The sequence below is a fragment of the Tahibacter sp. genome, from assembly GCF_035481375.1.
GTDB lineage: Bacteria > Pseudomonadota > Gammaproteobacteria > Xanthomonadales > Rhodanobacteraceae > Tahibacter.
Genome location: NZ_DATIGT010000225.1, coordinates 1 through 12499, shown reverse-complemented (window position 1 = coordinate 12499; position 12499 = coordinate 1). Strand labels below are relative to the sequence as shown.

Sequence of the window (12499 nt, the reverse complement as noted above, 5' to 3'; positions counted from 1 at the left end):
TTCCTGACTCCTCCTGCTCATTCCTGCCCCGATGCCGCAGCCCCAACCGCCCGAGGCAATCGTCGAGAAGGTCCGGCTCATCTGCCTCGATCTGCCCGACGTCGTCGAGGAAGCGGCCTGGACCGGTACGCGCTGGTGCATCCGCACGAAGAACTTCGCGCACGTCGTCATGATCGACGGCGGCTGGCCGCCGGCCTACGCACAAGCCGCCGCCAATGACGGTCCAGCCTGCGTGCTGACGTTCCGCACGCCGCAGCCCGCCGCCGACACGCCGCGCTTCGCCCGGCCGCCGTTCTTCCTGCCGGTCTGGTGGCGCGACATCGTCGGCATCATGCTGACGCCCGACAGCGACTGGGATGCGATCGAACCGCTGCTCGTCGCGAGCTACTGCACGCTCGCGCCGAAGGCGCTCGCGGCACGCGTCGCGGCGCAACGGCAGTAGCGGGACGCGAGTGGCGAGTGGCGAGAGACGAGAAGCGCGTGCGCGTGGTGCATCCTCTCTTTTCTCACTCCTCCACACGCTTTGCCCCACTCCACCCGCCCATCGCTCAGTCCTCGCCGGCCCGCGTCGTCACGGCCTCGATCCAATAGCCGTCGGGATCGATGACGAAGGCCGCGTAGTAGTTCGGACCGTAGTGCGGACGCAGGCCCGGCGCACCCTGGTCGCTGCCGCCGCGCGCGAGCGCCTGCGCGTGGAAGCGATCGACCGCATGCCGCGACGGTGCGGCGAACGCGAGATGAAAGCCCGACGGTGAGATCCGCACGAGCTCGCGCTGCTTGACCGCGAAAAACTCGTCGTCGTCGTGAAGGCCGTAGCCGGCGCCGCTGTCGCTCGTCCAGACGCGGCGATAGCCGAGCGCCGGCATGACTGCGTCGTAGAACGCGGTCGAACGCGCAAGATCGGCAACGGCAAACGAGATGTGGTGCAGCATGGCGGCTCCCGGATCAGTCCGTGTCGTCGCAGGCTACGGCGTCGTGCGGGCGGATTCGGTCCTGATTGCGGCGGGAATGAGGGAGCGGGAATCGTCCAAGCGGAGCGTGGCGCGCCGAACGTGCCGGCCCGGGCTGTCGGATTTCAGAACCGGCGGTTCGCTGAGACGCCCCCGGTCAAAGCGAGGTTTTCGCAGCATCGCGCCCTGACGATTCCCGATTCCCAATTCCCCGCGCGTCAGCGCCGCCACTCGATGCCGGCGAACACCGAACGGCCGTCGCCCGGCAGGAACTGACGTGCATCCAGTCCGCGCGCGTCGGCGATCACGCCTGTCGTCGCGGCATAGCGGCGGTCGCCGAGGTTACGGCCGTCGACGAACCAGCGCCAGTGATCGGCCGCACTGCCGCCGATGCGCAGACCGGCGATCGCGTAGGACGGCGCCGCGAAGGTGTTGGCATGGTCGATGTAGCTGCGCTGCGGCGACCATTCGACATTCGGAGCAATGTATACAGGACCGATGCGCCAGCGCAGTTCCGCGCGCAGCAGCTGCGGCGCGATGCCGGCCAGGCGGTTGTCGCCGAATACGCGATCACCGTCGAAACGGAAGTCGTTCCACAGATAGGCCGCGCGCAGCTCCAGCGCGTCGCCGAGCTGCCAGCCCGCGCCGAACTCCAGGCCCTGATGGCGCGTGCGCTGCGCATTGACCGTGCCGCGCGGATTGCCGTCGGCGTCGGTCAGCGACAGCAGTTCGTCGCGCAGGTCGGCGCGGTACAGCGTCGCGTCGAGCGTGAGCCGCTCGCGCTCGACGCGCAGGCCGACCTCCGCACTCGTCGCGGTCTGCGCATCGACGAGCGTGACCTGCGGTCCGCCGGCGAGCTCGCCGAAGCTCGGCGGCTCGTAGCTGCGGCTGACGTTGCCGAACAGCGTGATTCCCGCTGTCGCGTCATAGCGCAGACCGAGCTTCGGGCTCAGGCCGGAATACGTGCGCGCGTAGCTTTCGTCGCGCGCATTGGTGATGACCCTGTCGTCGGCTTTGCGGCGGTTGCGCGAACCCTGCAGGCCGAGCACGAGCGTCGCGCGTTCGGTCATCGCGTACTGCTGTTCGACGAAGGCCGACACGCGCGTGGCCTCATCCTCGAATCCGTTGACGAGCGCGCCGCGTTCGCCGGCGACGTTCACGTAGCGGCTGTCGTCGATGCGCCCGGCAATCGCCGTGACGCCGGCGACGGTCGCGCTGCGGCCGTCGCCGGCGTTGTCGTGGCGCCAGCGCAGGGTGGCGCCGTAATCGCGCGAGTCCTGCACGACGACCTGCGTGATCGGATGATTCAGGTGTTTGGCCGCATAGAACAGACCGGCTTCGAGTTCGTCGCCGTTGTCGAGCACGAACGCCGTGCGGTTCGCGATGCGGGTCAGGTCGAAGTCGCGGCGCTGGTCGCCGAGCAGGTTGTTCGGCGCGGCGCGCTGCGGATCGCGCTGCAGCTCGGCCCAGGTCAGGCTGCCCGGCAGCTGCGAATTCGTGTCGACGCGCGCGAGGTAGAACCGCGATTCGCCGCGGGCGAGCGCGACGCCGTAGTTCGCGAACAGCCGGTAAGTCTCCTGCCGCGCATGGTCCCGGAAACCGTCCTGCGCGAACGCGCTGACGCTCGCGTGATAGTCCTGGCTGTCGCTCGCGCCGGCGAGCGCGGCCTGGCCGCGCGCGTAGCCGAAACTGCCGCCTTCCAGGCGCAGATCGAGCGGCGGCGCGCTGCGTCCGGTCGGACTCACGAAGTTGATCGCGCCGCCGAGCGTCGCGGCGCCGTATTGCAGCGCGTTCGGGCCGCGGAAGACCTCGATGTAGCGCGCGGCGAGCGGCTCGACCGCCTGGAAGTCGCCACCGCCGTCGGCCTGATTGAGATTGACGCCGTCCTGCAGCAGTTCGAGTCCGCGCAGATGGAAGGTCCGCTGCAGACCCGAGCCGCGCACCGACAGGCGCGATTCCTCGGCGCCGAAGCGCGGCTGCACGAAGACGCCGGGCGCATAGCCGAGTGCGTCGGCCAGGGTGCTCGTGCGCTGCTCGCGATAGCGCTCCGCATCGACGACGGCCGCGCCGCCGGCGATCTCGCCGAGCCGCTGCTTCGCCGCGACGACTTCGGCGTTGCGCGCATCGGCTTCGACCTCGACGCGCGGCAGGCGCCAGCCGCCCGCGTCCCCCGCATCGGGGGTGACCGGCGGCGGGGCGCTCAGGACGAGCGCGATCGCAGTGGACAGCGGCAGCAACGGCATGCGGGAAACTCCGGATAGTCGGACGACGAGTACGCCACGGCCGCGCGCCGCGCAGAATGCGACCGACTGTCGCAGCGCGCGCACCGACCTGTTTCGCCTGAGTGCCCCGCGAACCGCCGCGCGGTTGTGCGCGCAGCTGCGCGCCCCCTGCGACCGGTTGTCGCAGGCGGCATAATCCACAACGCGATTGTTTCCCCGTGGGTTGCGATGGTGCGAGCGTTTCCCTCCGCTACGGGTTCTTCGCGACCGAAATGCCTTGAAGTTGCGGTTCGCCTTGCTCAACGCAACTTACGCGTTTTCTATTTGCGCTCGGGACCCGGACGCTTCGCGAGCTTGCGCTGCAGGCTGCGCCGGTGCATGCCGAGCAGGCGCGCGGCGGCCGAGACGTTGCCGCCGCATTCGTGCATCGCCTGCTGGATGTGTTCCCACTCCAGCCGCGACAGCGGCGTCATGGTCTCGACCTCCTCGATCGCCGGCTCGTCCTGCAGCGCGCGCAGCAGCGCGTCGGCCGTGACCGGCTTGGGCAGGTAGTTGTCGGCGCCGCGCTTGATCGCCTCGACCGCGGTCGCGACGCTCGCATAGCCGGTTACGAGCACGATCTGCATGTCGGCGCGCGCGGCGCGCAGCGGCGCGATCAGGTCGAGGCCGGAACTCGTGCCGATCTTCAGGTCCACGAGCGCGAAATCGGGCGCGTCGGCGGCAACCAGCGCGAGCGCTTCGGCGGCGGCGTGGGCGATCCGCACGTCCATGCCACGGCGCTGCAGCGAGCGTTGCAGGATGCGCGCATAGACGACGTCGTCGTCGACGAGCAGGCCATTCATGCCGCAACGCTCAGCGGCAGCTCGAAGCGCACGCGCACGCCGCCGCCGTCGGCATCGTCGATCGCGAGTACGCCGCCGAGCCGTTCGACCGTTGCGTGCGACAGCGCGAGACCGAGTCCGAGGCCGTCGGGTTTGCTCGTCGCGAACAGGCGTCCCGGCGCGGCCGCGGCGGCGAGGCCGGCGCCGAAATCGCGCACGCTCCCGCGCAGCCGACCCTGCTCCCAGCGCAGGTCGAGATGGACCGTCGCCGACCCGGCGGCCTGGCTCGCGTCGGCGGCGTTGTTGAGCAGCGCCTGCAGCAGATGGCCGACGCCGGCGTCCCAGGTCACGACGAGGTCGCGCGGCAGCGCGTCTTCACGCGCGAGCGCCACGGCCGGACGCAGCAGCTGCCAGCGTTCGACGAGCTGATCGAGCGCGGCCACGAGCGCGCGAGGCTGCGACGCGCGCGCGCCGTCGGCCGGCTGCGCGAGCTGGCGCACGCGATCGCGGCATTCGTCGACGAGCGCGGCCATCAGTTCCAGATCGGCGCGCCGCGCGCCCTCGCCGACCGCTTCGGCGACCGCGTCTTCGAGCATCAACGTCAGCGTGCCGAGCGGCGTGTTGAGTTCGTGCGCGACCGCGGCCGCATGCGTCGCGAGCGCGACGATGCCTTCGCTGCGCGCGAACTGCTCGCGCAGCCGCGCGAGTTCCTGTTCGCGCCGGCGCAGCATGTCGGCGAGCCGCGCGAGGAACCATGCGACGACGGCGCCGGACACGATGAAGTTCGCAGCCATGCCCCAGAGGTGCAGATCGAGCGGGTCGCCGAGCATGCCGTGGCCGTGCGACAGCGGTCGTCCGAACGCGTTCGACAGCGCGTAGCCGATGCCGCAGGCCGCCGCGACGAACAGCAGCGCGCGCCATGGCAGCGCGACCGCGGCCAGCGCGAGCGGCAGCAGGAACAGCGAGGCGAACGGATTCATCGCGCCGCCGCTCCAGGCGATCATCCAGGTCAGGTTCGCGATGTCGACGCCGATGTGCAGCAGGGTTTCGCGCAGGCTCGCGTCGGCGAGGCGCCGCGCGCGCGGCGCGGCCCAGAGATTGAACAGCGCGAGCGCCGCGACGCCGGCCCACAGCGGCGCCGGCGCGAACGGCAGGCCGAGGCCGTGGACGACGAGCGCGACCGTTGCTGCCTGACCGGCGACGGCGAACCAGCGCAGCGTGGCGAGACTGCGCAGCAGCCCCGAAGGAAGCATGGACATGGGCGCACTTTACGCGCTGCGGCCGCGCGGCGGCCGCGGCATGAGCCCGCTGCGACCTTCGGTCGCAGTCACGGCCCTGTCATGGCCGGCGACTAGCGTGCGCGGCAGCCACAAGCAGCGAAACGCCATGGATACGCCGAGCCTCCGCGACCGCCTCGACCAGCGCCTGTTCAACGCGATCTATTCGCGCAACCTCGTCTACAACGCGTGCTGGGAAGATCCGGCCGTCGACCGCCAGGCGCTCAAGCTCGGTCCCGACGACAGCGTGCTCGTGATCACGAGCGCCGGCTGCAATGCGCTCGACTACGCGATCGCCGGCCCGCGCCGCGTGCACGCCGTGGATGCGAATCCGCGCCAGACCGCGCTGCTCGAACTCAAGATCGCCGGCATCCGCCAGCTCGACTTCGACGATTTCTTCGCCGTGTTCGGCGAGGGCTATCACGCCGACTTCCGCCGCCTCTACCAGACCCGCCTGCGCGCCGAACTGAGTCCGTTCGCGCAGCAGTGGTGGGACAAGCACTGGGACTGGTTCGCCGATCCGCGCGGCAGCTTCTATTTCCACGGCCTCTCGGGCATCGTCGCGCGCGCCTGCCGCGCGTACTTCCGCATGCGGCCGCGCCTCGGTCACGCGCTGACCGCGCTGTTCCAGGCGCGCGACCTGTCCGAGCAGCGCGTGATCTACGACGACCGCGTCGCGCCGCTGATGTGGAACCGTCCGTTGAACTGGCTGCTGTCGCAGCAGTTCGTCATGAGCCTGCTCGGCGTGCCGTATCCGCAGCGCAAGCTCGTCGAGGCGCAGCATGCCGGCGGCATCGCCGGCTTCATCCGCGAAGCCGTGCAGTACGTGTTTCGCCAGCTGCCGGTCGGCGACAACTATTTCTGGCACGTCTACGTCGCCGGCCGCTATCGCCGCGACTGCTGCCCGGAATATCTGAAGCAGGACAATTTCGACACGCTGAAGGCCGGCCGCGTCGACGCGATCGTGCCGCACACGACGACGGTGACCGAGTTCCTGCGCGCGCATGACGAACCGATCACGCGCTTCGTGCTGCTCGATCACATGGACTGGATGAGCAGCTACTACCCGCAGGCGCTCGCCGAAGAATGGGACGCGATCCTGCAGCGCGCGGCGCCCGGCGCGCGCATCCTGCTGCGCAGCGCGCACGAGCGTCCGGCCTACCTCGACAGCCTGCGCGTCGGCAGCGACCGCCTGCCGCTGCGCGACGTACTCGCGTTTCGCGACGAACTTGCGCAATCGCTCGCGCGCGCCGACCGCGTCCACACCTATGCCGGCTTCGTGATCGCCGATGCGCCGGCTTGAGGCGCTACGCGCCGACGCCGGCGTCCTGCTGAGTCTCGTGCGCGGCATGCCGCGCAACGCGACGCATGCCGAGCGCCTGCAGGCTTTCTACGCGCCGCAGGCGGCGCACTACGACGCGTTCCGCGAACGACTGCTGCAGGGACGCCGCGAACTGCTGCAGGGTCTCGACCTGCCGCGCGGCGCGCGCGTCGTCGAACTCGGCGGAGGCACCGGCCGCAATCTGGAATTCTTCACGCCGGCGCAGTGGGAGCGCATCGCGCGCTTCGAACTCGTCGATCTGTGCCCCGCGCTGATCGAGCGCGCGCAGGCGCGCTGCGCGCAGCACCCGCAACTGGCGGTCGTACAGGCCGATGCGACGCGCTGGCGTCCGCAGGGCCTGATCGACTGCGTCTATTTCTCCTACGCACTGACGATGATTCCCGACTGGCGCGCGGCGATCGACAACGCGCTCGCGATGCTCAAGCCCGGCGGGCTGTTCGGAGTCGTCGATTTCTACGTCAGCGAAGCGCGCCCCGCGCTCGGCCTGCGCCGCCACGGCGCGCTGTCGCGCTGGTTCTGGCCGACATGGTTCGGCCACGACGGCGTGCATCCGAATCCGGCCCACCTGCCGCTGCTGCGCGAACGCATGCCGCAGCACGCGCTCGTCGAATCCGATGCGGCCGTGCCCTACCTGCCGGGACTGCGTGTGCCCTACTACCGCTTCGTCGGCCGCAAACCCGTTCGCGATTGAAGAACCCGGTATTCATTCAGTAGAACGACACGCCTGGGTTTCGGTAAGCCGCAGGCGAACCGCACCATCGAGGAGTCTCGGACGCGAAAAACCCGTATCGATGCATCGACGCGTTCTCGCCGTCGCGTCGCTGCGAATTCTTGAAATCGGCGAAACTGTGATGGTGCGGTTCACCTGTCGGCTCAGCGCAACCCACGCGTCATTTCGAGCTCAACGCTTGCGCTTGGGCCGTACGTACAGCACGAGGCTGTGTTCTTCGATCACGTAGCCGTGCTTGTCGGCAATTTCCTTCTGCAGCCGCTCGATCTCTTCGCTCGTGAATTCGATGACCTTGCCGCTCTCGAGATCGACCATGTGGTCGTGATGCTTGCCGCGGTCGAGTTCGTAGACGGCCTGACCGCCTTCGAAGTTGTGCTTGAGCACGAGCCCGGCGGCTTCGAACTGCATGAGCACGCGATAGACGGTCGCCAGACCGATGTCGTCCTCGTGCGCGAGCAGTTCGCGATAGATGTCTTCGGCGGTCAGGTGCTTGCCGTCGGAGTCCTCGAGAATGCCGAGAATCCGCACGCGCGGATGCGTCACTTTCAGTCCGACTTTGCGCAGGTCCTGCGACTCCATGTGTTCCTCCTGATGATGCGCGGGCGGCGGCGGCGCGAGCCTTCTGCCCCGTTTCGGGGCGATTCACGTTGCGGGCTGCCTGAGTCGCGGTGGCCGGATGCGGATCCCTGGAAAATCAAGGTCCGCAGACCAAGCCGGGCGGACCTGCTGCGATGGTGGTGCGGTCCGGCCGTTTGGCGGCGCTAGTGTATCATCCGGCCCCTTGCTGACTGATCGGATCGTTGCGATGACGCGTTTCACCCGCTCCCTGTCCGTACTAGGCCTGGCGGTCGCCCTCGGCGGCTGCGGCATTCTCTACCGGCCTGACGTGCAACAGGGCAGTCTCCTCTCCAAGCCCATCGTCGATCAGCTCAAACCGGGAATGTCCAAGCGCCAGGTCACGCTGCTGCTCGGCACGCCGTCGGTCACGAGCCCGTTCGAGAACGACCGCTGGGACTACGTCTCTTCGATCCAGCGCCGCGGCGGCAAGATCGCCACCAAGAACCTCACCCTGACCTTCGAGAACGATGCGCTCGCGCGGATCGAAGGCGACTACTTCCCCGAAGACCCGCAGCAGCTCATCAAGGACGCGAAGAAATACCGCGTCGAATTTCCCGACGAAAAGCGTCCCGACGACAAGAAGAAAGGCGGCCGCGGCTGAGACTCGCTGCGGCGTCTCAGGTTTTTCCGCTCTTCACGGCGCGCTGGCGCCGCACCTCTTTCGGATTCGCGATCAGCGGCCGGTAGACCTCGACGCGGTCTCCGGCACGCAGCAGCGTGTCGCGCGTCGCCGGCCGGCTGAACACGCCGACGCGCGCCGCGGCGAGGTCGAGCGCCGGGAAGCACTGCGCGAGATCGCTGGCTTCGATGGCCGCCGCGACGGTCGCGCCGGCCGGCAACGACAGGGCCTGCAGGAACTGCCGCCCCGGTTCGACATAGGCGACCTCGACGGCGATGCGCTCAGCCATAGACGCGGTAGGCGACACGCACGAATTCGTCGACCATGCGATCGGCGAGCCCCTGGAATCCCAGTCGCAGCGCCGGACCGAGCAGCGCACCGGAGTATTCGAAATCCAGGCCCAGCGCGATCTTGCAGCCGTCGCCGCCGAGCGGCATGAAGGTCCAGCCGCCGCCGAGCGAGCGGAACGGACCGTCGACGAGCGCCATGTCGATGCGCTCGGGCCGGACCAGCGTGTTGCGCGTCGTGAAATGCTGGGTCATGCCGGCAACCCGCACCTCGAGCCGCGCGGTCATGGAGGTTTCGTCGCAGGCGAGCACGTCGGCCGCGGCGCACCAGGTGAAACGCCTGGGGTATGCTTGAACGTCGTTGACCAGGTCGAACATCTGGTCAGGGCTGTAGCGCACCAGGGCGCTGCGGCGGATCTGGATCAATGCAGTAGTCTCGAATTCGGGCCGCGAGAACGACGGTCCGCCGTCGCCGTCGCGCGAACGGGCGCCGCAAAGGCGCGGGTCGAAGACCGTAATCACTGAACTTCAATCACTGAACTTTTCAGGCGCTTCCGCGGAAGCGCGCGGCGGATTCTACCGAAGATGGCGAAGCCCAAGGACAAGACGAACGGCAAGGACGGCGGCGGCACGATCGCCCTGAACAAGCGCGCCCGCTACGACTACCACATCGACGACCGCTACGAGGCCGGCCTCGCGCTGCAGGGCTGGGAGGTCAAGAGCATCCGCGCCGGGCGCATCAATTTCGGCGACGCGTATGCGCTGATCAAGGCCGGCGAACTCTACCTGTTCGGCGCGCAGATCACGCCGCTGATCCAGGCCTCGACCCACGTCGTCGCCGACGACCGCCGAACGCGCAAGCTGCTGTTGCATCGCGAAGAGATCGACAAGCTGATCGGCGCGGTCGAGCGCAAGGGTTACACGCTGATCCCGACCGCGCTCTACTGGAAGAACAACCGCGTGAAAGTCGAGATCGGCCTCGCGCGCGGCAAGCAGGAGCACGACAAGCGCGACACCGAAAAAGAACGCGACTGGAACCGCGAGAAGCAGCGCACGATGCGTGCGCACAATCGCGACGCCTGATTCGCAGCGCGTCGCCGCGAAACGCCACGCGGAACAATCCACTCGTGCAAGTTGACGCGCGCAGCGGCGGCCGCGCCTCGCGCGCGGCGCGTTTGCGCCGGAACAAAACCGAGGAACGTCGCGCTCCGCGCCGCATTTCACGCCGTCTGCGCAGGCGCTGGCATAACGCTTGCGCCGCCCGATGACCTGCAATCCGCAGTAGTCCATCGGAGACACGGCCATGACCGCACCGAAGAAAGTCCAGAGCAGCGACCTCAACCTCGATCCGATCAGCGGCGCGACCGGCGCGCATCCGGTCGGCACTGGCCTCGGCGCAGCCGCCGGCGGCGCGGCCGCAGGCGCAGCGATCGGCACCGTCGCCGGCCCGGTCGGCACCGCGGTCGGCGCGGCCGCGGGCGCGATCGTCGGCGGCCTCGCCGGCAAGGGCGTCGCCGAGGCAATCGACCCGACCGCCGAAGACGCGTACTGGAGCGAGGTCTATCGCACGCGGCCCTATGTCGTCGCCGACACGCCCTACTCCGTCTACGCGCCGGCCTATCGCTACGGCTGGGAGTCGCGCGAACGGTTCGGCGACCGCAGCTGGAGCGACAGCGAAGCCGAACTCGCGCGCCGCTGGGCCGACACGCCGTATGCGTCGACGCTCGGCTGGGACAGCGCCTCGCCCGCGGTCCGCGACGCGTGGGATCGTGCGACGGGGCGGCGTGTGGTGCGGTGAGCGGGGACGCGGAATGGAGAATCGGGAATCGTGAGCGCGGAGCCAGGCGAGCCGTTCGATGGCGCTGCTTCGCACGAGCAACGCTCGCCTCCGCTTGAACCGCGCGCCCGCGTCACCATTTCGCAACCCGTGCCGGCAACGTGCTAGCATCGCCAGTCCCCGGGGGTGTCACGGCTTCGACGGGGGTAGTGAGATAGTTGGGTGCATGCCGAGGGGGCAGCTTTCCTCGTTAATCCAGCGGCAAACAATCAGACGCCAACGACGACGTCTACGCTCTGGCCGCTTAAGGCCTAGCCCCGAACCCACCTGTGCCTGTGCTCGTGGATGTAGGGTCACTATCACAGGATCGTCGTGCCCCGCCACCTGTCGGTGCTCGATTAAAACTTACGGGCTGGTCCACCGGTGCGCTTTGCACACCGTGCTGCCGGCGGACGAGATTCAACGGTGAGCTAAGCATGTAGTACCTGGCGTCAAACGCCTTCGGACGCGGGTTCAATTCCCGCCACCTCCACCAATTCAAGGCCCCGCTTTCGCGGGGCCTTTTCTTTTCGAATCACTCCGTGTCACGCAGTCCACTTAAACCCCGCTTCCGGCGGGGTTTTCTTTTTGCGCGTGTCACCGAGCAGTCACCCAGCGTCCGTTGAGTTACCGCCATACTGACGGTAGCTCGTGCGTTGACTAGCCCGCCGCCAAGGCTGTTCAGTCCTGGCCGCCGGGAACTGAACCGGTGCAGCCGCCCTGGCGCGGTCGTGGTCGTCCTCCCGTACGCTACCTTCGCGATGCAGATCACGAGCCATTGTCGGTAAAGGCGCTGGCGCATTTCTTCGGCGCCGCAAAGCCGGCCCCGGGAGTTCGCGTCCGATCGCCGACAGACGACATTGCTGGGCCTCTTGCAATTGCCTCGCAGAGTCAATATGATGATCATCATATGAAACGCTCTTCCACCCGCTCCAAGGAAGCCACCCACGAGCGCATCGTCGATGTGGCGGCTCGTGCCATCCGCGGCAGCGGCTACCACGGCACCGGCGTCGCCGACATCATGAAGGCCGCCGGCCTGACCCACGGCGGCTTTTATGCTCACTTCCTCTCGCGCGACGCCTTGCTCGCAGAGGCGGCCGACCGCGCTGGCTTCGAAAGCGTGCAGTCGCTGGAGCGTCTGGCCGCAGGTTCGTCGGGGCCGCAGGCACTGCAGGCGATGATCCAGGGATACCTCTCCAAAGGCCATTTGGAAGGTGTCGAGACCGGCTGCCACGTCGCCGCGCTCGGTTCCGAAATGCCACGGCAAGCACCCGGAGTGCGGCACGCGGCGACCCGCCGACTCAAGGAAACAATCGATCTGATCGCACGGCAGTTCCCGGACTGGGGTCAGCCGGCCGCGCACGAGCGCGCCCTCGTCACGTTGGCGACGATGGTCGGCACGATCGTGTTGGCGCGCGCGGTCGACGATCCCAAATTGTCCGACGCGCTGCGCGAAGCAGCACTCAAACACCTCGATCCGACTTCCCGGTAATGCGGTGGTGTCGCCGCGATTTCTTTCGCCTATCAATATGACGGTCGTCATACCAACGCCCGCTTTCACGCACGTAGAGGCACAGTCAATGAACTCCAAAGGAAAGGTTGCTCTGGTCACCGGCGCGTCGTCGGGCATCGGTGAAGCGATCGCGCAGCGCCTGTTCGCTGCCGGCTACCAGGTCTACGGCACCAGCCGCCGCGGTGGCGTGTCCGGCCAGCGCTCGTTCGAGATGCTGCCGCTGGATGTGACCAGCGATTCCTTGGTGGCGGCGGTGGTGAGTGAACTCATTCGTCGCGAAGGCCGCATCGATCTGCTGGTGAAC

At 68.2% G+C, this 12499-nt stretch carries 15 protein-coding genes and 1 other RNA gene; 9 read left to right on the top strand and 7 right to left on the bottom strand.

What is annotated here, in order from left to right; all coding sequences use genetic code 11:
* Window positions 1-31 precede the first annotated feature (31 nt).
* Window positions 32-442, top strand: a complete 411-nt coding sequence (locus VLF18_RS14815) for a hypothetical protein (RefSeq protein WP_325280406.1) — start codon at window positions 32-34, stop codon at window positions 440-442.
* 106 nt (window positions 443-548) lie between these two features.
* On the opposite strand, the gene VLF18_RS14810 is transcribed toward VLF18_RS14815, so the two are convergent.
* The 4 genes from VLF18_RS14810 to VLF18_RS14795 form a co-directional block, all read right to left on the bottom strand.
* Window positions 549-932 (bottom strand): VOC family protein, encoded by a 384-nt coding sequence (locus VLF18_RS14810; protein WP_325280405.1) that lies wholly within the window; start codon window positions 930-932, stop codon window positions 549-551.
* A gap of 236 nt (window positions 933-1168) precedes the next feature.
* Entirely contained in the window at window positions 1169-3193 is a 2025-nt protein-coding gene (locus VLF18_RS14805) for a TonB-dependent receptor family protein (protein WP_325280404.1), read from the bottom strand.
* 299 nt (window positions 3194-3492) lie between these two features.
* A complete protein-coding gene (locus tag VLF18_RS14800; RefSeq protein WP_325280403.1) occupies window positions 3493-4014 on the bottom strand; it encodes a response regulator transcription factor in 522 nt (173 codons plus the stop codon).
* A complete protein-coding gene (locus VLF18_RS14795) occupies window positions 4011-5252 on the bottom strand; it encodes an ATP-binding protein (RefSeq protein WP_325280402.1) in 1242 nt (413 codons plus the stop codon). Before VLF18_RS14795 ends, VLF18_RS14800 begins: the two co-directional genes overlap by 4 nt.
* A 127-nt stretch (window positions 5253-5379) precedes the next feature.
* Between VLF18_RS14795 and VLF18_RS14790 the strand changes: the two genes are divergently transcribed.
* Window positions 5380-6573 (top strand): BtaA family protein, encoded by a 1194-nt coding sequence (locus tag VLF18_RS14790; protein ID WP_325280401.1) that lies wholly within the window; start codon window positions 5380-5382, stop codon window positions 6571-6573.
* Window positions 6560-7303 carry a class I SAM-dependent methyltransferase gene (locus VLF18_RS14785; RefSeq protein ID WP_325280400.1) on the top strand — a complete coding sequence of 248 codons (744 nt, stop codon included), beginning with the start codon at window positions 6560-6562 and terminating at the stop codon, window positions 7301-7303. The genes VLF18_RS14790 and VLF18_RS14785 overlap by 14 nt, the downstream gene beginning before the upstream one ends.
* 210 nt (window positions 7304-7513) lie before the next feature.
* Here VLF18_RS14785 and fur read toward each other — a convergent pair whose 3' ends face one another.
* Window positions 7514-7921 (bottom strand): ferric iron uptake transcriptional regulator, encoded by a 408-nt coding sequence (gene fur / locus VLF18_RS14780; RefSeq protein WP_325280399.1) that lies wholly within the window; start codon window positions 7919-7921, stop codon window positions 7514-7516.
* 226 nt (window positions 7922-8147) lie between these two features.
* On the opposite strand from fur, the gene VLF18_RS14775 reads away from it, so the two are divergent.
* Complete coding sequence (locus tag VLF18_RS14775) at window positions 8148-8561, top strand: outer membrane protein assembly factor BamE (RefSeq protein ID WP_325280398.1); 414 nt, start codon at window positions 8148-8150, stop codon at window positions 8559-8561.
* A 16-nt stretch (window positions 8562-8577) separates the two neighbouring features.
* On the opposite strand, the gene VLF18_RS14770 is transcribed toward VLF18_RS14775, so the two are convergent.
* Both VLF18_RS14770 and VLF18_RS14765 read right to left on the bottom strand, forming a co-directional pair.
* Window positions 8578-8868, bottom strand: coding sequence for an RnfH family protein (locus tag VLF18_RS14770; RefSeq protein WP_325280397.1), 291 nt, complete (start codon window positions 8866-8868; stop codon window positions 8578-8580).
* Complete coding sequence (locus VLF18_RS14765; protein WP_325280407.1) at window positions 8861-9292, bottom strand: type II toxin-antitoxin system RatA family toxin; 432 nt, start codon at window positions 9290-9292, stop codon at window positions 8861-8863. Before VLF18_RS14765 ends, VLF18_RS14770 begins: the two co-directional genes overlap by 8 nt.
* A 159-nt stretch (window positions 9293-9451) precedes the next feature.
* On the opposite strand from VLF18_RS14765, the gene smpB reads away from it, so the two are divergent.
* The 5 genes from smpB to VLF18_RS14740 all read left to right on the top strand — a co-directional run.
* Complete coding sequence (gene smpB, locus VLF18_RS14760) at window positions 9452-9949, top strand: SsrA-binding protein SmpB (RefSeq protein WP_325280396.1); 498 nt, start codon at window positions 9452-9454, stop codon at window positions 9947-9949.
* Window positions 9950-10169: 220 nt separating this feature from the next.
* On the top strand, window positions 10170-10664 hold the full coding sequence (locus tag VLF18_RS14755; RefSeq protein WP_325280395.1) for a hypothetical protein: 495 nt from the start codon (window positions 10170-10172) through the stop codon (window positions 10662-10664).
* 161 nt (window positions 10665-10825) lie between these two features.
* Window positions 10826-11178: a transfer-messenger RNA gene (gene ssrA / locus VLF18_RS14750) on the top strand.
* 414 nt (window positions 11179-11592) lie between these two features.
* Window positions 11593-12174 carry a TetR/AcrR family transcriptional regulator gene (locus tag VLF18_RS14745; protein WP_325280394.1) on the top strand — a complete coding sequence of 194 codons (582 nt, stop codon included), beginning with the start codon at window positions 11593-11595 and terminating at the stop codon, window positions 12172-12174.
* Between the two features lie 88 nt (window positions 12175-12262).
* Window positions 12263-12499: SDR family NAD(P)-dependent oxidoreductase (locus tag VLF18_RS14740; protein WP_325280393.1), on the top strand; the 237-nt coding region annotated here is incomplete at its 3' end.

Coding starts and splice junctions, on each gene's coding strand:
- VLF18_RS14815 (WP_325280406.1), top strand. CDS start 32: ATGCCGCAGCCCCAACCGCCCGAGGCAATCGTCGAGAAGGTCCGGCTC.
- VLF18_RS14810 (WP_325280405.1), bottom strand. CDS start 932: ATGCTGCACCACATCTCGTTTGCCGTTGCCGATCTTGCGCGTTCGACC.
- VLF18_RS14805 (WP_325280404.1), bottom strand. CDS start 3,193: ATGCCGTTGCTGCCGCTGTCCACTGCGATCGCGCTCGTCCTGAGCGCC.
- VLF18_RS14800 (WP_325280403.1), bottom strand. CDS start 4,014: ATGAATGGCCTGCTCGTCGACGACGACGTCGTCTATGCGCGCATCCTG.
- VLF18_RS14795 (WP_325280402.1), bottom strand. CDS start 5,252: ATGTCCATGCTTCCTTCGGGGCTGCTGCGCAGTCTCGCCACGCTGCGC.
- VLF18_RS14790 (WP_325280401.1), top strand. CDS start 5,380: ATGGATACGCCGAGCCTCCGCGACCGCCTCGACCAGCGCCTGTTCAAC.
- VLF18_RS14785 (WP_325280400.1), top strand. CDS start 6,560: ATGCGCCGGCTTGAGGCGCTACGCGCCGACGCCGGCGTCCTGCTGAGT.
- fur (WP_325280399.1), bottom strand. CDS start 7,921: ATGGAGTCGCAGGACCTGCGCAAAGTCGGACTGAAAGTGACGCATCCG.
- VLF18_RS14775 (WP_325280398.1), top strand. CDS start 8,148: ATGACGCGTTTCACCCGCTCCCTGTCCGTACTAGGCCTGGCGGTCGCC.
- VLF18_RS14770 (WP_325280397.1), bottom strand. CDS start 8,868: ATGGCTGAGCGCATCGCCGTCGAGGTCGCCTATGTCGAACCGGGGCGG.
- smpB (WP_325280396.1), top strand. CDS start 9,452: ATGGCGAAGCCCAAGGACAAGACGAACGGCAAGGACGGCGGCGGCACG.
- VLF18_RS14755 (WP_325280395.1), top strand. CDS start 10,170: ATGACCGCACCGAAGAAAGTCCAGAGCAGCGACCTCAACCTCGATCCG.
- VLF18_RS14745 (WP_325280394.1), top strand. CDS start 11,593: ATGAAACGCTCTTCCACCCGCTCCAAGGAAGCCACCCACGAGCGCATC.